Raw genomic sequence first — 18,666 nt, 5'->3', positions numbered from 1 at the left:
TCTTATAATGACAATCGGAATCGACAAAATCGGTTTTGCGACCAGTAATTATGTCTTAAAATTAAATGATTTAGCGGCAGCCCGTGGGACTGACCCAGAAAAGCTTAGCAAGGGACTCTTGCTCAAAGAACTAAGTATTGCTCCTCTGACCGAGGATATTGTTACTTTGGGAGCGGCGGCAGCAGAACCCATCCTGACAACAGAGGACAAAGAAAAGATTGATATGGTCATCGTGGCTACTGAGTCAGGGATCGACCAGAGCAAGGCGGCAGCCGTTTTTGTCCACGGCCTTTTGGGCATCCAGCCTTTTGCCCGCAGCTTTGAAATCAAGGAAGCCTGCTATGGAGCTACTGCTGCACTGGACTATGCCAAGCTCCATATCGAAAAACATCCAGACAGCAAAGTTTTGGTGTTAGCTAGCGACATTGCCAAGTATGGCATTCATACACCAGGCGAGCCAACGCAGGGAGCGGGAGCTATTTCTATGCTGATTAGCAGCAATCCTCGTATCCTCGCTTTCAATGATGATAATGTAGCTCAGACACGTGATGTCATGGATTTTTGGCGCCCAAATTACTCGACAACACCTTATGTCAACGGGCTCTATTCAACCCAGCAGTATCTGGATAGCTTAAAAACAACTTGGACGGAGTACCAGAAGCGCCACAAGCTGGCTCTCAAAGATTTTGCGGCCTACTGCTTCCACTTGCCCTATCCAAAATTGGCCCTTAAAGGCCTCAATAAAATCATGGATAAAAGCCTGCCCCAAGAGCAGCAAGACCAGCTCAGAAAGAACTTTGAAGCTTCTATTCTCTACAGTCAGAAGGTTGGAAATATCTATACAGGCTCCCTCTTCCTAGGCCTCCTGTCTCTTTTAGAAAACTCTGACAACCTCAAGGCCGGCGATCGGATTGCTCTTTTCGGCTATGGCAGCGGAGCTGTCTCTGAAATCTTTAGTGCCAATTTGGTAGAGGGCTATGAAAAGCATCTATCCCAGACACGCCTAGAGGAATTAGACCAGCGTCAGGCTCTTTCCATCTCAGACTACGAGCGCATCTTTTTTGAAGAAGCTGAGCTGGATGCGGAGGGCAATGCCAGCTTCTCTGGCTATGAAGACCAAAGCTTTGCTCTGGCAGAAATTGCAGAGCACCAGCGCAAGTACATCAAAGTTGAGAAATCATCATGAAAGTAAACTGGACTGGATTTTCCAAAAAAACTCCTGCTGAACGGCTGCAGATGTTGAAAGAAAAGGGGCTTTTACAAGATGAACATTGGCAGCTGCTAGACAGTCAGCAGACTTTGCCTCTGGAAACGGCCAACCAGATGAGTGAAAATGTACTGGCCACTCTAGCCTTGCCCTACTCTCTAGTGCCAGACTTTTTGGTGGATGGCAAAAGCTATCAAGTTCCATTTGTGACAGAAGAGCCATCTGTGGTAGCAGCAGCTAGCTTTGCGGCTAAGATTATCAAACGTTCAGGCGGATTTGAGACCGAGGTTCACAAACGCCAGATGATTGGGCAAATCGCCCTCTATCAGGTTGATAATGCAGACCAAGCCATTAAAGATGTTCTCAAAAAAAAGAAAGAGTTACTGGAGCAGGCCAACCAAGCCTATCCATCGATTGTTGCCCGTGGGGGTGGTGCTAGAGATCTTTGGCTGGAGCAAAAGGATGACTTCCTCATTTTTTATCTGTCTGTGGATACGCAGGAAGCCATGGGTGCCAATATGCTCAACACTATGCTGGAGGTCCTCACCCTTCCTCTGGAAGAGCTGACTGGTGGTAAGAGTCTGATGGCTATCCTGTCAAACTATGCAACAGATAGCCTGGTAACAGCCCGCTGTGTCATCGACTATCGCTTTCTCAGTCGGGATAAGGCTGAGGCGGAACTTCTTGCGGATAAGGTGCAGCTAGCCAGCAAATTGTCCCAGGTCGACCCTTACCGGGCAGCTACCCACAATAAAGGTATCTTTAATGGTATTGATGCTTTGGTGCTGGCTACTGGAAATGACTGGAGGGCTATAGAAGCTGGCGCTCATGCCTATGCCAGCCGAGAAGGAAGCTACAGCGGCCTCTCTACTTGGACTGCAGATTCAGACAACCGACAGCTTCATGGTCAGATGACACTGCCCATGCCCATTGCAACTAAGGGAGGCTCCATCGGCCTCAATCCCGCAGTGGCAGCCAGCTTTGACTTGCTAGGGCAGCCTCAGGCCAAGGACTTGGCTTCCCTCATCGTATCGGTCGGATTGGCACAAAACTTCGCTGCCCTCAAAGCCCTGGTCAGTACTGGCATCCAAGCCGGACACATGAAATTGCAAGCCAAATCTTTAGCATTACAAGCTGGAGCCCAAGGCGAAGAAATTGCTGCTGTAGCCAATCGCTTAACAGCCAAGAAGACTTTCAACCTCGCTACTGCTCAAGAAATCCTAGCTGACTTACGAAAACAGGACAAGTAAAAAGGCCATTGATGGCCTTTTTTGTATGACTTTATGCTATTTATTGAATCTGTTCATGAGCTTCTTTTAGCCGACCGTAGAGTAGATAGGGGACACTCTTTAATTCTTGCAAATTTCGGCACGACAGGGCGCACATGATGAGGCGCAGATCCGATTTCCAGCCTTCTACAATATCAATAACCTCTTCTACTGAGTGATTTTCCACCAAGTCCAGCATAGTGCGAGAGATGCCAACCGCCTTGGCTCCTAAGACCAGAGCTTTGACCATATCCAAAGGATGGCGGACACCTCCACTAGCCAAGAGTTCGACCTCATCACGCAATGGCTGAAGCACTAATAGGCTCTGCAGAGTAGATTGCCCCCAATCATTGAGGTAGTCACGATTGCCACCCCGCTGATTTTCAATATAGGCAAAGCTAGTGCCGCCCCGGCCGGAAATATCAAAAGTCTGAATCCCCAAGGAGCGCGCTTCTTCAACAGTAGAGCGATCTATGCCAAAGCCAACTTCTTTAAGAATTAGAGGAAGATCCAGCCGCTGACTATAATCAGTCAAGTGCTGGCGCCAAGAACGAAACTCTCGCTCGCCCTCTGGCATCAGCAATTCCTGCATGAGATTGACATGGACCTGCAAAAAGAGGGGCTGCAAATCAGCTACTGCCTGCTGAGCGGCTTGAAAAGGCTTGTCCAAGCCGATATTGGTAGCCAGCAATAAATTAGGCCGACCAGTCGCCACCCGATAGGAAGGATCAGAAGGATTTTTCAAGGCTGCGCTGTAAGAGCCAGTTACAAAAAGAAGGCCGCAACTTTCAGCTACTTGAGCTAGCTTTTCATTTATTTGACCGCCTTTTGGGCTGCCGCCAGTCATGGCATTGATATAAAAAGGAAACTCCCAATCACGACCAGCAAAGTGAGTAGACAGATCAATCTCTGCCAAATCATACTTGGGCAGAGAACGGTGAACCAGTTCCATTTCATCAAAACTGTTGTAACCCAGACGCTGCTCTAAGGCGTATTTGATATGGTCGTCCTTACGATTCTGGCTCATCATGGCCCATCCTTTCTCTGTATAATAGCTCAATGCCAGCTGCTTGCCAGGCTTGAATCAGTTGCTTGCTAGATGCGGCATCAAAGCTGAAAGCAATCCCGCAGTCGCCACCACCGGCACCACTGCTCTTAGCCACACAGTTCAGTCCCTCTGCCGCTTCTTTTAAGACTTTCAGCCTGTCTGTATAAATAGCTGGACTCAGTGTTTCTAAGAGCTGACTAGCCTTTTCCAAACTGGACTGAATAGCAAGCTTCTCTCTTGCTAATAAAGCTCTCTCCAAAGCATCAACCTGCGTCCTGCTTCCTGTCAAAAAGGACTCTGAAATAGCTGACTTGACCTGATTGACCAAGTCCTTAGAGATAGCCGGCTGCTTGGTCCAACCAACCAGAAAATCCATGACTAAGCAAGGCTTAATACTACGAATTTCAAAACCCCAATTCTCTGCTAGTAATTGCTGTAAATCAACTTTGTCCATACGCTTGCGGACCAGCTCTCTATCAAAAGATTGGTAGTAAATCAGGTCTTCATAAGCAATGCAGGCTAGATCTCCCATGGAACCATTGTCTCCGCGCCTGAGGAGGACGTAGGAAGCCAGCTTAAAGAGTAGCTCTGGCTCTAAGTCCAGCTCATAAAGTACTGCCATGGCCTTGATGGTCAGAATAACAACACTACCACTGGAGCCAATCCCGAACTTCTTGCCTTCTCTTTCCATCTTGCCACTAATCTTCAGAGAAAAAGGCTGAAGTTGGTAGCCTAAGGCTAGCAAATAAGTGTTCATAACCCCTACCGCCTCCTGAATCAAGGCATAATCAGGGTCTGGCTCTAGGTTAGCACTATGATCAAACATATCTGATGTCAAGCGATAGGCAGAGGTTGTCTGGATTTCTCCTGCCATATAGATAGGAATGGCCTTGATAATGGCTGGCTGACCGGCTGTCAGCACTGCATATTCACCCGCCAGATAGAGCTTGCCACAGGTTTGGACTCTTGCACTAGCTTTCATCTGATAAGTCTTTTGTTTTGGAGACAATAAGGCGATAGTCCTTCTCAAAAATGGCCACCAGATGGTCTAGGTCTTCCTCCAAGCAGAGCACCTTGACATTGGGCCCCGCGTCCATGGTAAAGTAGCAACACTCGCCCTGGTCCCGCAGCTTTCTGACAGCATCCATAGCTTGGTAGGACTCCTCTGTCAGATAAGAAAACGGCGGATAAGCTTTTTCTGTCGTGGCATGCATCCGAAGAGCATTTTCCTCCGTCAGCTGACCAACCTTAGCAAAATCATTGTCTTGCAAATAGCCTAGCATGGCCTGATAATCCAAGGCAGACTGGGCAATCCAATCTGGGAAAATCGTGGAAGTTTTGGCACAGAGCTCCATACCATCGCGGCTGGAAATGGGCTTTTTCTCATCGTGCAGAACCAGCATAATCATGGCTAGTTTCAAATCCGTCTTGACTGGATAAATGGCCCCACTGTCCTTATCCCAGGCCGCTAGCGGACCAAAGAAAGACCGAGCAGATGATCCTGAAGCAAACTTAGCCAGCTGGGCCAGCTCTTGCGTCTGATAGCCCGTCTGAAAATAAGCATTGCAGGCCTTGACTAGAGCAGATAGACCGCTGGAGCTGGAAGACAGCCCTGCTGCAGTTGGCATATTATTGCTGGTATCAACGCGGACAAAACCATCTTCTGGAGAGCGGAAACGGTCAATAATCTTACTGATTTTGGCATGTTCTGCCAGACTTTGCAGCTGGCCGTCAATATAAAACTCATCTCCAGTCGCTGTAGCCGGCAAAGGACTCAGCTGGGTCTCAGTATACATATTTTCCAGTGTCAGCGAGATACTGCTGGTAGACGGAATCATCTTTTCTGTATCTTTCTTCCCCCAATATTTGATAATTGCAATATTGGCATAGGATTTGACACTTACAGACTTTCGATCCATGTGTTAATGGCCCCTTTCTCTCTCAATAAGGCGGCTAAGGCCTCCGCCTGACTTCTTTCTCCTACAAGAGCAATGACACAGCCGCCCAGACCGCCGCCGCTCATTTTAGCTCCCAAAGCTCCGTTTTCAAGAGCTGCCGCTACCAGCTCATCTGCTTTCTGGCAAGAAACTCCTAGCTTGGCTAGCTTCTCATGAGCCTTGGTCATAGCTTGTCCCATTGTCATCAGGTCCTTGATAGAAATGGCTTTCTCAAGGATTTTCGTTAAATTCCCTAATTCCTGAAGCAAGGGCAGAGCCTTTTGACCCTGACTTTCTACAGCACGGATAGCTTCGCGGGTATGACCGTGAATGCCAGTATCTGCAATGACTAAAAAGGCATCCAAATCCAGCTCAATTTCACTGAAACCAAAATTGCGGATAAACTTAATAGCTACATCACTGAGGCAGGTCTTGGCATCAAGGCCACTGGGATTCATATGGGCAATCATCTCTGCTCGATTGGCCAGAATCTCCAGTGTTTGGTCATCCAGTTCTTCCTCAAAGTAGTCAAAGACAGCCCGAATAGCCGCAATACTGACCGCGGCTGAAGACCCCATACCCCTCTTCTCAGGGACCATGGACTCCACCTGACAGCGTATCTTAGCTCCTTGCTGGCCTAGATGTTCTAGACAGGCAAAAACAGCCATAGACAGCGTATCCTCGGCGTAGAGGGTCCAGGCCCGCTCAGACGGAAAGACCTGACAGGTCACTTCAATACGATTAAGGGGCAGGGAAATGGCCGGATAGCCGTAGACCACCGAATGCTCTCCCATTAAAATAATTTTACTATGTGCCTTGCCGACACCGATTTCTTTTGTCATATTCTTCTCTTGTCTGTAGATTCTCTCTATCTTATTTTAATATACTTTGGCAAAAAAAGCGATTTTTATTAAGAGAAAATCACTGGGGCTAGAGACCGATATTTATATAGGCAGACACGATAAAACTCCGGGGCTTGCAGCCGGAGTCTTTTAAAGTTCTCTTCTTATCAGGTCCATCAGCTGGTTACGGTCTAAGATCCATTGAGCCCGCTCGTCTTTTTCATAGGTCCGGTTGGATAGGAAAATAGCCGCCTTTTGCTCCTTACGATTATACATGATAAAGGTTCCTGTGTAGCCAGTGTGATCCAGCCAGCTGCCCTCCAGATTCCAAGCTAGACTGCGTCTTTTGCCAGGCTCTTTGGAAAAATTCTGGGTCAGATTTGCCGCAAAGTCATCCTGCAGATAATGCTCTAGAAATATTTCCAAATCCCTGAGGGTTGAAAATAAGCCAGCACTGCCAGCATGGACACCCAATACACGCGCCTTGGGATCATGAACCTGACCATCCTGGACACCGCGAACGGTCGGCACAGCCCCTGGAACTGGTCCAAAACTAGTCTTAGCCAAACCCCAAGGCTGGAAAATCTGACTTTGAAAAATCTGATCCAAGGACTGACCGTAGATCTCTTCCAGCATAAAGCCCAAGAGCAGAAAATTCACATCCGTATAGCGGAAGGTCTTATCTTCAAGCACCGTCAAATGATTGAGCGCTGCTTTCAACTCAGGAGCTGTCAGCTGGTCACGATTGGGAATAAAGGGATCCAACCCTGACGTGTGGGTCAAGAGCTGACGCAAGGTCACATCTTCTCGATGAAAGGCCGGATAATAGTGCTGCAAGGGCAAATCCAGCTCCAGCTTGCCCTGCTCATACAAAAAGGCTGCCAGAGTACCAACTCCGACCACCTTGCTGACGCTAGCCAAGTCATAGACCAACCCCGCTTGAGTGGCCTTTCCTTCTTGCGGATCAGCTAGACCAAAGTAGAATTCCTGCCACCGTCCAGCTTGGTACAAGGCCAGACTAGCACCGGGATAGATACCATCTTTTAGCTGTTCTTTGATTTTACTGATGATGTTTTCTAGAGTCATGCTTCAAACCACAATTCAATCTTGCTCGAATCCTGACTCAGCAGGAACTTATCTGACTTGGGTACAAAGACCTCACGTCCTTCAAAGATAGGACGCAGGGCAGCAGTTTCTAAACGATTGACCTGAGCTTTGAGCATGGTCAAGTCCCAAGTTAGGGCATTGTCTGCCTGCAAGTCTTGACCCTCTGCTTCTGTAAAGGTCAGAAAGTCCAGCGCATTTTCAATCTTGCTGTAAAATTCTTGGGCTTCATCGGCATTTGGTACACGAATTTCTACCGTCTCTATCTCAAATTGACTAAGACCGATGAAGTCCTCTTGCTTTTCAAAGTCAGGCACCGCTGTGACTGCTTGCAGACTTGTTCTATTCTCTTCTGCATGCAGGAGAATTAGGTCGCCTTCTGGTGACAGAGCTTCAAAAGCATAGCCTTTCTCTCCTTGATAAAGCTTAGTCCAAGCAGGCTTTTGAGCCAATAGCGACTCGATTTCTTTAGCATCTGCAACCTTGACAACGACTCTGGCTAATTTTTTAGGACCTTTGACTCGCCGCGACCGCATACTGGGCGATTCTTCCAGCTGCAGTTTCTCAGTCTTGGTCTGATCTCCCAAGGACAGAAAAGCAGCTTCCTCTAAAAGGGCCTTCATGCCCAGCTGATTTACAAAAAACTCTTGATTTAAATGACGATTATTTATTTTTAATACAGGGATAATTCTAATAATATGATTCGCGCTCATAATTCCTCCAAACCATTTTATTGTAATGGATTTTCATCTTTTTGACAAGAAATTATGCGCAAATAAACAATTTTTAAAACAAGAAGGCCTTGGATTTATTGGTAAACAGTCTGAGCAATAACCAAACCCCTAGCGGACTCAAACTCGTACTGCAGATAGGACTGGTAGGTACCAGGTGCGATAATACCACGAATATCCAGAATATCTGTCCCAGCCTGCCCAATAATCGAATCTGCTAGCAGGCAACAGTTGGTCGACAGGACAAAATACGTCTTGAAACGACTGGTTTTAAACTTATATAGCTGCGCTCCTAGTTCATGCTTCAACTTGTAGGAGTATGTTGGCTGACCATTTTTCAGTTCTGCTGGCGGCTCCCATTCCACCAACAGCTGATCAATTTCAGCCAGGCGCTTCTCAACCGCCTCCTTCTCCTTATCCGTCAAAGCCAAAGAATAACCAAAAAGTGTTTTCTTGCTTTCTTTTTTGCAAAGCTCAATATAAGCGTCTTTAGGAACCTTGAAGAGAACACCGTCTCCAATCATGCCCTTGCATCGCTCAGAAAAAACATCATAACTGCCATAAGAAATCACTTGTCCCTGATAGCAAATATCTACATGACCAATGGCCCCTAATAAACTTGTCTTTGAAGTATGAACCAAAACCTCTAAGACCGACTTTTTATCTCCACTCTTAACAAGACTATAAACATTTTTACGATCAGAAGCTGCATCTCCCTGAATCAGTCGATTAAAGTGTTCCAGATTTTCTACCGGAATAAAGGCTGCAAAAATAATAGGTAGGTTAATACGAATTTGCCTACGCAGCCGATGTTTTTCACGGTCATTATCAAAAAAGAGGCCATCCCGGATATTGGACATTCCCAGCATCATCAAATAGATTCCCAAAATCAAAAACTGCAAGTGTCCGTCAGTCGCAGGCGAAAGAATACTGGTCAGTCCAATCCCACCATAGAGAATGGTATCAAATAGATAGCGCAAGCCGCCCTTGACATGATTTTGCTGATAAAGGAGATAGGTCACTCCGTAAATACCGGCAGTCAAGAGCTGGTAGCTACCCAAACTGATAATCACGATATTGACAGGCACATCACTGATTCGGTTGAGCCAGCTGATACCCATAGCGACTGCAATCTGAAGCAGACTATGCCAGACAGCCCCTTCTTTCTTGCGCGTAAAAACATGAAGAACAATATTTACCAAGCCAACAACTGTCAGATAAAGCGAAATAAAATCGAAGGCCAGCTTGGTAAATCTGAAGCCATTGACAATGATAATCAGGCCAAAAACAAGGGCTAAAAAACCAAAGAGTAAGGTTCTGCGGCCACTGATCTTATGATATTTTGATACTTGCATCTCCATCTTGACCTTCTCTATCGTTCGAAAAAAGAGCTGGGGAAATCCCCCAACTCTGATTTTATGTGCTTATCCGTAGATTGTTTTAAACAAGAGGACTGCTGTGATACCTGCAAGAATCGGTGCCACAACTGGAACCCAAGAATACCACCATTTTGAATCACCCTTGTGTTTACCCAAAACAGATTCTGGCAGGATGAAGTGGAGGATACGAGGTCCGAGGTCACGAGCTGGGTTCAGCCCAGGTCCAGTAGGGCCTCCCAGAGAGGTTACCAAAGCCATTACTAAGAAACCAAGTGCCAAGTGAGCGACTGAAAGGCTACCAACTTGGAATGGTGCAACTTGATCTTTAGCCTGAGATATTGCAGCAGCAATCTGTTCTTTAGGAACTGAAGTCCCTTGCGCTGCCATCTGAGCAGCTTGCGAATTGATAGTTGCTTCAGCTTTGCTCAACAATTCTGCTCCAAAGAAGTTCTTGGTCAAGCCCATAGCAGCAAAGAAAAGAACAAAAGAACCAACAAATTCATTGATAAAACCATTGAACAAGGCAGCTTTACGTGATTCAGGTGTGCCATGGTCTAGGCTAGAGATAGTAGAGAAAGTACCTAAGATATTGTTAGGATTTTCTGTTTTCAGATAGTAAGGACGGTGGGTCGCAACGACCAAAGCCTGTCCAAAGATAGCTCCCAAAATCTGCGCTGCAATGTATGGCGCAACCTGTGCCCAAGGGAAATAACCGCTGACAGCAAGTCCCAAAGTAAAGGCAGGGTTGATATGGTTACCGGACACATTACCAAACATCAAAGCTGGAATCATAACCCCCATACCGTATCCGACAGCGATGACTAACCAACCGCTCTGGTGTCCCTTAGTTCCTTTTAATTCAACGTTGGCAACAGCTCCGTTCCCCAAGACAATGAGGATAGCTGTTCCTAAAAATTCTGTGGCGTATTTAACGACCCATTCGAAATCCATTTAGTGATACTCCTTAAATATTTTTTAGACAAAGTCTATTTTATCAAGTATAATGGATAATGTAAAGGTCATTTTTTATAAAAATAAGAAAAAGAGGGAAGAATATGCGTTTTAATCAGTATAGTTATGCAAAAACGAAACGGGAAAATATGTTGCTAGAATTAGCTGAATTAGGCTTTTTTTATGACAGCAATCGCTCTGATAAGGAAAATCTTGAAGATTTTCTCCGCACCAGCTTTTTCACTTATAAAAATACAGATTATCCCTTGAAATCCTGGGCTGCTGACAGCCAAACAGACCTGCTGAGCTTTTTCCAGTCTGACAGAGAACTGACGGCGTCTGTTTTTTACACTGTGGCCTTTCAGCTGCTTGAGTTCTCGCCCTTTATTGATTTTACAGATGTTGAGGCCTTTCGCAAAGAAACGGGCTTTCCCATTACATTTGGAGACTTATTGGAAAATCTCTACCAGCTGCTCAACACTCGGACAAAAAATGGTAACCTCTTAGTTGATAAGCTAGTCAGCGAGGGGTTAATTCCTGAGGACAATACCCACCACTACTTCAACGGCAAGAGTCTGGCAACCTTTTCCAGCCATGATGCCATCCGTGAAGTGGTTTATGTGGAATCACGTGTGGACACTGATCGAGACGGCCATCCGGACCTCATCAAGGTCAGCATTATCCGCCCTCGTTACCAAGGGAAAATCCCCGCTGTCATGACTGCTTCTCCTTATCATCAAGGAACCAATGACCTTGCCAGCGACAAGGCTCTCCATGATATGAATGTGGACTTAGCAAAAAAAGAGCCCCATCAAATCACAGTACAAGATCCTGAGCTTAAATTGCTCCAACTGGATTCACCGGCTCCTGCCCAAGAAGTCTCTGAAGCCGAGGAAAAATTGGGTCATATCGGCACCTACACGCTCAATGATTACTTGCTGCCCCGCGGCTTTGCCAATCTCTATGTGTCTGGCGTAGGAACTAAAGACTCTGAAGGTCTGATGACCAGCGGCGACTATCAGCAGATCGAGGCTTATAAGAACGTTATTGATTGGCTCAACGGCCGCTGCCGAGCCTTCACCGACCACACTCGCCAACGGGAAATCAAGGCCACTTGGTCCAACGGAAAAGTGGCTACGACCGGTATCTCCTATCTGGGCACCATGTCCAACGGGCTGGCAACGACTGGCGTAGACGGGCTGGAAGTCATTATCGCCGAAGCTGGGATTTCTTCTTGGTACAACTACTACCGCGAAAACGGCCTTGTCACAAGTCCTGGCGGCTATCCAGGAGAGGATTTTGAATCCCTGACCGAACTGACCTACTCCCGCAACCTTAGGGCTGGTGACTACCTGCGCAACAACGATGCTTATCAGCGAAGCCTAGAGCAACAGCGCAAAGACCTAGACCGGCAAACCGGAGATTACAATCAATTTTGGCATGACCGCAACTACCTGCTCCACGCTGATAAGGTCATGGCCGAAGTCGTCTTCACCCACGGCTCTCAAGACTGGAATGTCAAGCCTCTCCATGTCTATAATATGTTTCGGGCCTTACCGCCCCACATCAAAAAGCATCTTTTCTTCCATAACGGTGCCCATGTTTACATGAACAACTGGCAGTCCATCGACTTCCGTGAGTCTATCAATGCTCTGCTGAGCAAAAAACTGCTGGGTTGTGAATCAGACTTTGAACTGCCAGCAGTCATCTGGCAGGACAATAGCCAAGCTCAAAGCTGGCTGACCTTGGAAGACTTCGGTGGACAAGAGCAGAATCTTCATCTCCAACTAGGCCAAGACTGCCAATCTATCAAAAATCGATATTCAGAAGAAGACTATAATCGTTTTGCTAAAAACTACCAAAGCTTTAAGACTGAGCTCTTTGACGGTAAGGTCAACCAGATTACTCTGGACTGGACCTTGGAAAAGGACCTCTTTCTCAACGGAGCGAGCCAGCTCAATCTTCGCCTCAAATCCAGCGCCGATAAGGGATTGATTTCTGCTCAATTGCTGGACTTCGGACCAGCTAAACGCCTCACACCGATTCCGACACCGCTTGAGCCTAGAGTCATGGACAACGGCCGCTACTATATGCTGGACAATCTGGTTGAACTCCCCCATACTGAAACGCCTCATCGCGTCATCACCAAAGGCTTCATCAACCTGCAAAACCGGACAAACCTACTGAGCGTCGAAGAAGTCACTCCTGACCAATGGCTGGAATTTTCCTTTGAACTGCAACCAACTATCTATAAGATGAAAAAAGGCGACCAACTGCGCCTCGTCCTCTACACTACAGACTTTGAGCATACAGTCCGCGATAAGACCGATTATCAGCTGACTGTAGATTTGAAGCAATCTAGTTTGGATTTGCCAACAATGACATCACATTAATAAAAGAAAAAGACGCTGAAATTCAGCGCTTCAGATTGAAGACAAAGTCCTAAGAACAGAAGTTTCTAAGGGCTTTTCTTTTATTGTAGATTGAGATATTCCTCTGCATATTTTTTATAATCTGGCTTTTCCTTGCGGTTCATAGCAAAGAGCATACTGCCTGTGAGATAGTCATCGTCTGAGTCAGGAATTAGCATAATAGCAATGTTTTTATCTTTCTCAGGAAAGACGATAGAAAATGTTCCGCCATTATCTTTCCGAGTCAGGCCGTAATAACTCACTCCATTCTTAAAACCAACTGCATTTTGAGTATACTCATACTCTTCTTCGTTGACAATAATGGTCTTGTCTTTTATTTCAATGGTCTTTTGTTCACCGCTAGCATCCTGTACATTCCATTTTCCCTGAATTTTGGGACTGCCACTGCAGCCAATTAGGATGAAGAGGGATGAGAGCACTACTAACAGTAAAGCTTTTATCTTCTTGTTTTTCAAGTTGTCTTCTCCTTGGTATATAGATTCATGACCATTCTACTATAAAGGCTAAATTTTTGTCAAACCTCTTAGAAATCTTCTTCTTGCCACTTTTCCAAAAAATGATATAATTTGAAGAGTGAAGATTACCAAGGGCTTAGCCCTTGTGAGAGAAAGGAAAGAAAATCTTATGATGAACATGCAAAGCATGATGAAGCAAGCACAAAAGCTTCAAAAACAAATGGAAAAAGGACAGGCAGAACTAGCTGCAACAGAATTTACCGGCAAATCAGCTCAAGACTTAGTCGTTGCTAAACTGACTGGCGATAAAAAGGTAGTCAGCATTGACTTCAATCCAGCAGTTGTGGATCCTGAAGATTTGGAAACTCTGTCAGAGATGACTGCGCAGGCCCTGAATCACGCGCTGGCTCAGATTGATGATGCTACTCAGAAGAAAATGGGCGCTTTCGCAGGCAAATTGCCATTTTAAGCAAGATAAATAACTTTCCAACTTGACTAAACATAAGTCAAGCAATACTCGAACCAGCAAAAAAGACTGAAGAATCTCAGTCTTTTTTGATTTATAGTCGTTCCCTCATCAGTCCACTACACAAAATTAAGCAAATCTGCTGCCTTACTCATCAAAAGCAGGGCATAGTCGGGATTGTTTTGCAGTTCCTTGATAGAGCTCTGCACCAGCTCCAAATCGTCGGTAATCATGCCATCGACACCCAAGCGGAAGGATTTACCAATGCTATCTGCATCATTGATGGTCCAGTCATAAAGCTTCTTATCTGTCGTCCATAGCTTATCGACAAAGTTTTCATCAAGGGTCGAGTACTCCATCGTATAGCCGGAAGCCTGTGTCCGTGGGAAAATAGTATTGTAGGGCAGGATAAAGAAGGTTGGTATGCCCTTATCATACTGGACTGTCTTGTCAATAACCTGATAGTCCAAAGACTGAATCTGGTGGCCATAAACCTTGATATTGGCTCCGTATTGACTAAGGAAACGGTCCATCATATCAGCTGAGTCCAAGTTGCTAGTCTTGATTTCTATCAAGAGTCTCTGGCCCATTTGATTGGCTCGTTTGAGATAAGCATCAAAGCTGGAAATTTTGGCAGTGTGTCCATTTTCTGAAATATCTAAAGCCGTCAGCTCTTGCAGAGTCAGCTCTTGCGGTCTGGCATCGACGCCGGCCAATGCTTCTAGATTGGCATCGTGCATCATGACAAACTGGCCATCCTTAGTCTCCTGAACATCCATTTCTATATAATCTGGCTTGAGCAGGGCAGTTTTCTCTAGCGACTCAACCGTATTCTGGACACCATTTCCCTGTGAAACTCCACGATGCGAGATAGTCAGAGGGACGTTTTCCAAGGGCAGATTGAGATAGGCAAAGCCTTCAAGGGCAAAGACAGAGCTAGTGACCAAAAGGATAAACCAGCGCATGAGTGGCAGGCCTTTCCTGTATCGGTACTCAGACAGCTTGCTGTCTGTCAGAAAAGCCACGAACTTAATCAGAAAATAGGCTACCATGAAGTAATAAGCCAGCTTGATGAGGCAGTAATTGACAACCGCTGCTATCAAGGCTATCTGATTGGACTGGCCATCCGCATACTGCTGCAACATCAAAATCGGAATACTGCTTAAAAGAAAGAAGAGAAAGCTCTTGGCCAATATCCAAAAGAGCTGCCAAGTATAGCGAATCAAGTGCCCCTTGGTCTTCTCCAAACTATACCTAATCGCGTCTCGTAGGCGGAAATGCTCAAAAAAGAGCTTGGGCAGGGCAAACATTAGTCGGACAGCTATCAAAAAAAGCAGAAAACCTAAAGCATAGATTGATAATTTCATCCATAAGGCCGTCTTGAGATAGGTCACGATAAATTCTGGAATCAGAATTTTATTTAAGTAGTAGATTTTGAGAATTTGCCGCAGAAAGGGAAAGATAAAGCCCATATACAGTGCAATAAAGAGGACCTTGCTGGGCCGGGCGTAGCGAATCAGCGAACCGCTGTATTTAAAACTTTTCTTAATAAACTGAAAGGCGCTTCGTTCTTCCTCGTCCAGAAGATTGCGGAGCCCCATAAATATCAGTCCAATCTGAAAATAAGCGACAAAGAGGTTGGCCGCAAAAAGTGCTAGAAAGGCCAAGCCAACCCAGACATTTGAAGTCAGAACCTTCAGGGCATTCGTATAAGATAAGAAGAGGTATCCTGTCTGCTTGAGCAGAGTCTCTGCTGCAAAGGAGTTGAAAGGCACCCAGGCCAGCTCCATGAGCATAAAGACTGTGAAAAAGAGCAACAAAATTTTATCAAGATTGCGATAGAGACGTAAAAGTCCCAGTCTTTGTGATTTCATTTTCCTCCTTTATTTGTGAACGATACAAAACTTGCTAAAAAGCGATTCTTATTTAAAACAAGGTTGAGACAGATGTCCCAACCTTATTTTTATTTTCCAAATAAACGTGCCCAGAAGCCCTTGCTTTCCTGCTCCTGCACCTTTTCCTTAGCTTCATCCAACTCCAACAGCAAGGTCTCACGCTCATTCATAGCCTTAGCTGTCAGCTGCTGCTGCTGGTCCAGCTGCTTGTCCTTTTCAGCAATCTGGACATCCTTGATGCGCAACTGCTCATCTTTCTTAGCCAGCTGGCTATCCTTGGCTTTAAGCTGTTCATAGAGACGCACAATCTCAGCATTTTTTTCATCCACCAAGATTTCCATCAGCTCGCGTTGCTTCACATCTTCGCTAACAGGTTCATCTTCAAAAATAGTTTTCTTATAAATCTCTTCCAGCTTAATCAAGCCGCTGCGGGTCACCACCGTGACTCCTTTTTCGTTCTTTTCCGTATCTTCTGGCGGCAGTGCCTTGACACGATTGTTAATCGCCTGGCGGCTAACTCCAAGAATCTCGGCTAACTCGCTGACTGTCTTTTCAATTGCCATAATTTCCTCAAAAACTTTTTCTAGTTTGTAGATACCTAAATCTTATCATATCAAGCCTTAACTGTCAAATTTCACAATATTTTTTGAGCCTGACTCCTATCTTTTTAGCACTTTTTTATGATACAATGAGACAGATTAGTCTAGTAAAAGAAATGAAAAAATCGAATGAATTTAGAAAACTAGAGATGTTCAGCTATAGTCTTCCAAGAACATCTGCAAGATAGCAAAATCCTGCTCACCAAGGAAGCACAAGATTTCTGACTAACTGATAGGAACCACTCTCTACGAAAGGAAACCACCAATGAACCATTTCGACACAATCATCATCGGCGGAGGACCAGCTGGCATGATGGCTGCCATTTCCAGTTCTTTCTACGGACAGAAGACCTTGCTCCTTGAGAAAAATAAACGATTGGGCAAGAAACTAGCCGGTACAGGCGGCGGGCGCTGCAATGTGACCAACAACGGAAACCTAGATGACCTCATGGCCGGTATTCCTGGCAACGGGCGCTTTCTTTACAGCGTTTTTTCCCAGTTTGACAACCATGATATCATCAACTTTTTCACTGAGAATGGTGTCAAACTCAAGGTTGAGGACCACGGACGTGTTTTCCCAGCGACAGACAAGTCCCGCACTATTATCGAAGCTTTGGAAAAGAAAATTGCAGAGCTGGATGGCACTGTCATCACCAATACCGAAATCGTCTCCGTCAAAAAAACTGATGAGCTTTTCACTGTCAGATCCAGCGACCAAACTTGGACCTGCCAGAAATTGATTGTGACGACTGGCGGCAAGTCCTACCCTTCAACAGGCTCGACAGGCTTCGGTCATGATATTGCCCGACACTTCAAGCACACAGTGACTGACCTAGAAGCTGCTGAAAGTCCTCTTCTGACTGACTTTCCTCACAAAGCGCTTCAGGGGATTTCGCTGGACGATGTGACCCTCAGCTATGGCAAGCATGTCATTACCCACGACCTGCTCTTTACTCACTTTGGCCTATCAGGCCCGGCAGCCCTGCGCTTGTCTAGCTTTGTCAAGGGTGGAGAAACCATCTTTCTGGATGTCCTTCCTCAGATGAGTCAGCAGGATCTGGCGGACTTTTTAGAAGAAAACCGGGAAAAATCGTTGAAGAACTGCCTGAAAATCCTCCTACCCGAGCGAATGGCAGACTTTTTTGCCCAGACCTTTCCCGAGAAAGTCAAACAACTCAATCTCATTGAAAAAGAAGCCCTCATCAAGCAAATCAAAGAACTAGCCATCCCTGTCACTGGCAAAATGTCCCTGGCCAAGTCCTTTGTAACCAAGGGTGGCGTCAGCCTCAAAGAAATTAATCCCAAAACTCTGGAAAGCAAACTGGTTCCCGGCCTCCACTTCGCTGGAGAGGTCCTAGACATCAATGCCCACACGGGCGGCTTCAACATCACATCTGCCCTCTGCACCGGCTGGGTGGCAGGAAGCTTGCATTATGAGTGATTAGAAAAATATTTTAAAGTAATTGAAAAAACTGGTCGAGGAACATTGCACTGCACTCTAAAAGTTAACTAACTTTTGGGGTGCAGTGCAGAATATTCTCACCAGATTTTATTCTGCATTTGTCCGAACGTAAACTGCAATCACATCTGCTGTGTACTGGGCAGTGCCTGGTCCAAATTGATCGATATTTTTCTTGAATTCTGGATTGTGGACATAGCCCTGACCGATGTGAGCAAAGACTTGCAGCGAGCAGTCAAAACCGTAAGTGCGAATGGCTTGTAAGAGACGTGTAGCCTGCTCTTGATTTTCTGCTGCCTCAACTGGCAAGCCTTGCTGCATATTCTCTGCCAGACTCTGAAAAACTTGGTTGAAGGCTGCAGCAGATTCTTCTTCCCGTCCATTTTGACGAGTTAATGCTTCTGCCATGACTTCTTGACCGTATTCTTCGACGGCTTCTTGATGATATTTGTGATTGTCTTCGTAGGTAAAGCCTGCGAATTTTTCTTTCATTGTCATCTTTCTTTCTCCCTTTTCATCTTGGATGGTTTTTTGTAAGGTGGAAATCAAGGTATCCAAGCGGTCTCTTTCCTGCTGCAAATACTCTAACTGCCTAACCAAATGCGGCAATAAGGCCTGATCGTCCTGACTCAGCAGCTCTGCTATTTTCTCCAAAGAAAAACCAAGATACTTATAGTAAAGGATGACCTGCAGCCGCTCTAAATCAGCTTGGCTGTATATCCGATAGCCATTTTCTGATTTGGCTGGGACTAACAGTCCGATTTTATCGTAATGATGCAGGGTTTTTACAGAAACACCTGACAGTTGTGCCGCTTCTTTGATGTGGTACATGTAATTGCCTCCTTGCCACTATAGTATAAACCCTGACCTAAGGGTAGAGTCAAGTTTTTTTA

Annotated in this window: 17 protein-coding genes; 5 read left to right on the top strand and 12 right to left on the bottom strand. The window is 45.7% G+C overall.

The genetic code is table 11. From position 1 onward, the window contains the following. The first annotated feature begins 7 nt into the window (after positions 1-7). Positions 8-1,186: a hydroxymethylglutaryl-CoA synthase gene (locus tag K1I94_RS06575; RefSeq protein ID WP_223314818.1), complete on the top strand. Its 1,179-nt coding sequence runs from the start codon at positions 8-10 to the stop codon at positions 1,184-1,186. Then, positions 1,183-2,457, top strand: coding sequence for a hydroxymethylglutaryl-CoA reductase, degradative (locus tag K1I94_RS06570; protein WP_223314817.1), 1,275 nt, complete (start codon positions 1,183-1,185; stop codon positions 2,455-2,457). The genes K1I94_RS06575 and K1I94_RS06570 overlap by 4 nt, the downstream gene beginning before the upstream one ends. Before the next feature lie 40 nt (positions 2,458-2,497). On the opposite strand, the gene fni is transcribed toward K1I94_RS06570, so the two are convergent. The 8 genes from fni to gla form a co-directional block, all read right to left on the bottom strand. Then, positions 2,498-3,505 carry a type 2 isopentenyl-diphosphate Delta-isomerase gene (fni, locus tag K1I94_RS06565; protein ID WP_223314816.1) on the bottom strand — a complete coding sequence of 336 codons (1,008 nt, stop codon included), beginning with the start codon at positions 3,503-3,505 and terminating at the stop codon, positions 2,498-2,500. Beyond that, positions 3,486-4,505 carry a phosphomevalonate kinase gene (locus tag K1I94_RS06560; protein ID WP_223314815.1) on the bottom strand — a complete coding sequence of 340 codons (1,020 nt, stop codon included), beginning with the start codon at positions 4,503-4,505 and terminating at the stop codon, positions 3,486-3,488. Before K1I94_RS06560 ends, fni begins: the two co-directional genes overlap by 20 nt. Next, positions 4,495-5,442 (bottom strand): diphosphomevalonate decarboxylase, encoded by a 948-nt coding sequence (mvaD, locus tag K1I94_RS06555; protein WP_223314814.1) that lies wholly within the window; start codon positions 5,440-5,442, stop codon positions 4,495-4,497. The genes K1I94_RS06560 and mvaD overlap by 11 nt, the downstream gene beginning before the upstream one ends. Next, on the bottom strand, positions 5,424-6,302 hold the full coding sequence (gene mvk, locus K1I94_RS06550; RefSeq protein ID WP_223314813.1) for a mevalonate kinase: 879 nt from the start codon (positions 6,300-6,302) through the stop codon (positions 5,424-5,426). The genes mvaD and mvk overlap by 19 nt, the downstream gene beginning before the upstream one ends. 150 nt (positions 6,303-6,452) lie before the next feature. Next, positions 6,453-7,388, bottom strand: a complete 936-nt coding sequence (locus K1I94_RS06545; protein ID WP_223314812.1) for a serine hydrolase domain-containing protein — start codon at positions 7,386-7,388, stop codon at positions 6,453-6,455. Next, positions 7,385-8,119, bottom strand: a complete 735-nt coding sequence (locus tag K1I94_RS06540; RefSeq protein WP_223314811.1) for a CppA family protein — start codon at positions 8,117-8,119, stop codon at positions 7,385-7,387. The genes K1I94_RS06545 and K1I94_RS06540 overlap by 4 nt, the downstream gene beginning before the upstream one ends. 95 nt (positions 8,120-8,214) lie before the next feature. Next, positions 8,215-9,498 (bottom strand): DUF308 domain-containing protein, encoded by a 1,284-nt coding sequence (locus tag K1I94_RS06535; RefSeq protein ID WP_223314810.1) that lies wholly within the window; start codon positions 9,496-9,498, stop codon positions 8,215-8,217. A 63-nt stretch (positions 9,499-9,561) separates the two neighbouring features. Continuing rightward, the gene (gla, locus tag K1I94_RS06530) at positions 9,562-10,467 is read right to left on the bottom strand and encodes an aquaglyceroporin Gla (protein ID WP_168955910.1); all 906 of its coding nucleotides are present in this window, start codon (positions 10,465-10,467) and stop codon (positions 9,562-9,564) included. A 104-nt stretch (positions 10,468-10,571) separates the two neighbouring features. Between gla and K1I94_RS06525 the strand changes: the two genes are divergently transcribed. After that, on the top strand, positions 10,572-12,860 hold the full coding sequence (locus K1I94_RS06525) for a Xaa-Pro dipeptidyl-peptidase (protein WP_223314809.1): 2,289 nt from the start codon (positions 10,572-10,574) through the stop codon (positions 12,858-12,860). An 80-nt stretch (positions 12,861-12,940) separates the two neighbouring features. Here the strand turns inward: K1I94_RS06525 and K1I94_RS06520 are convergent, their stop codons facing one another. Further along, positions 12,941-13,354: a hypothetical protein gene (locus K1I94_RS06520; RefSeq protein WP_002896620.1), complete on the bottom strand. Its 414-nt coding sequence runs from the start codon at positions 13,352-13,354 to the stop codon at positions 12,941-12,943. A 169-nt stretch (positions 13,355-13,523) separates the two neighbouring features. On the opposite strand from K1I94_RS06520, the gene K1I94_RS06515 reads away from it, so the two are divergent. Then, a complete protein-coding gene (locus K1I94_RS06515; RefSeq protein ID WP_002919734.1) occupies positions 13,524-13,823 on the top strand; it encodes a YbaB/EbfC family nucleoid-associated protein in 300 nt (99 codons plus the stop codon). 116 nt (positions 13,824-13,939) lie between these two features. Here K1I94_RS06515 and K1I94_RS06510 read toward each other — a convergent pair whose 3' ends face one another. Both K1I94_RS06510 and K1I94_RS06505 read right to left on the bottom strand, forming a co-directional pair. Beyond that, the gene (locus K1I94_RS06510; protein WP_223314808.1) at positions 13,940-15,694 is read right to left on the bottom strand and encodes a glycerophosphoryl diester phosphodiesterase membrane domain-containing protein; all 1,755 of its coding nucleotides are present in this window, start codon (positions 15,692-15,694) and stop codon (positions 13,940-13,942) included. Between the two features lie 89 nt (positions 15,695-15,783). Then, the gene (locus tag K1I94_RS06505; RefSeq protein WP_002896624.1) at positions 15,784-16,278 is read right to left on the bottom strand and encodes a DUF536 domain-containing protein; all 495 of its coding nucleotides are present in this window, start codon (positions 16,276-16,278) and stop codon (positions 15,784-15,786) included. A gap of 301 nt (positions 16,279-16,579) precedes the next feature. Here K1I94_RS06505 and K1I94_RS06500 point away from each other — a divergent pair, with 301 nt between their 5' ends. Beyond that, on the top strand, positions 16,580-17,755 hold the full coding sequence (locus K1I94_RS06500; RefSeq protein ID WP_223314807.1) for a BaiN/RdsA family NAD(P)/FAD-dependent oxidoreductase: 1,176 nt from the start codon (positions 16,580-16,582) through the stop codon (positions 17,753-17,755). Positions 17,756-17,863: 108 nt separating this feature from the next. Here K1I94_RS06500 and K1I94_RS06495 read toward each other — a convergent pair whose 3' ends face one another. Further along, positions 17,864-18,604, bottom strand: coding sequence for a MerR family transcriptional regulator (locus tag K1I94_RS06495; RefSeq protein WP_223314806.1), 741 nt, complete (start codon positions 18,602-18,604; stop codon positions 17,864-17,866). Positions 18,605-18,666 lie beyond the last annotated feature (62 nt).

Source organism: Streptococcus sanguinis, from assembly GCF_019929145.1.
In the GTDB taxonomy this organism is placed as follows: Bacteria; Bacillota; Bacilli; order Lactobacillales; family Streptococcaceae; genus Streptococcus; species Streptococcus sanguinis_U.
This window is presented reverse-complemented; position numbering and strand designations above follow the sequence as displayed.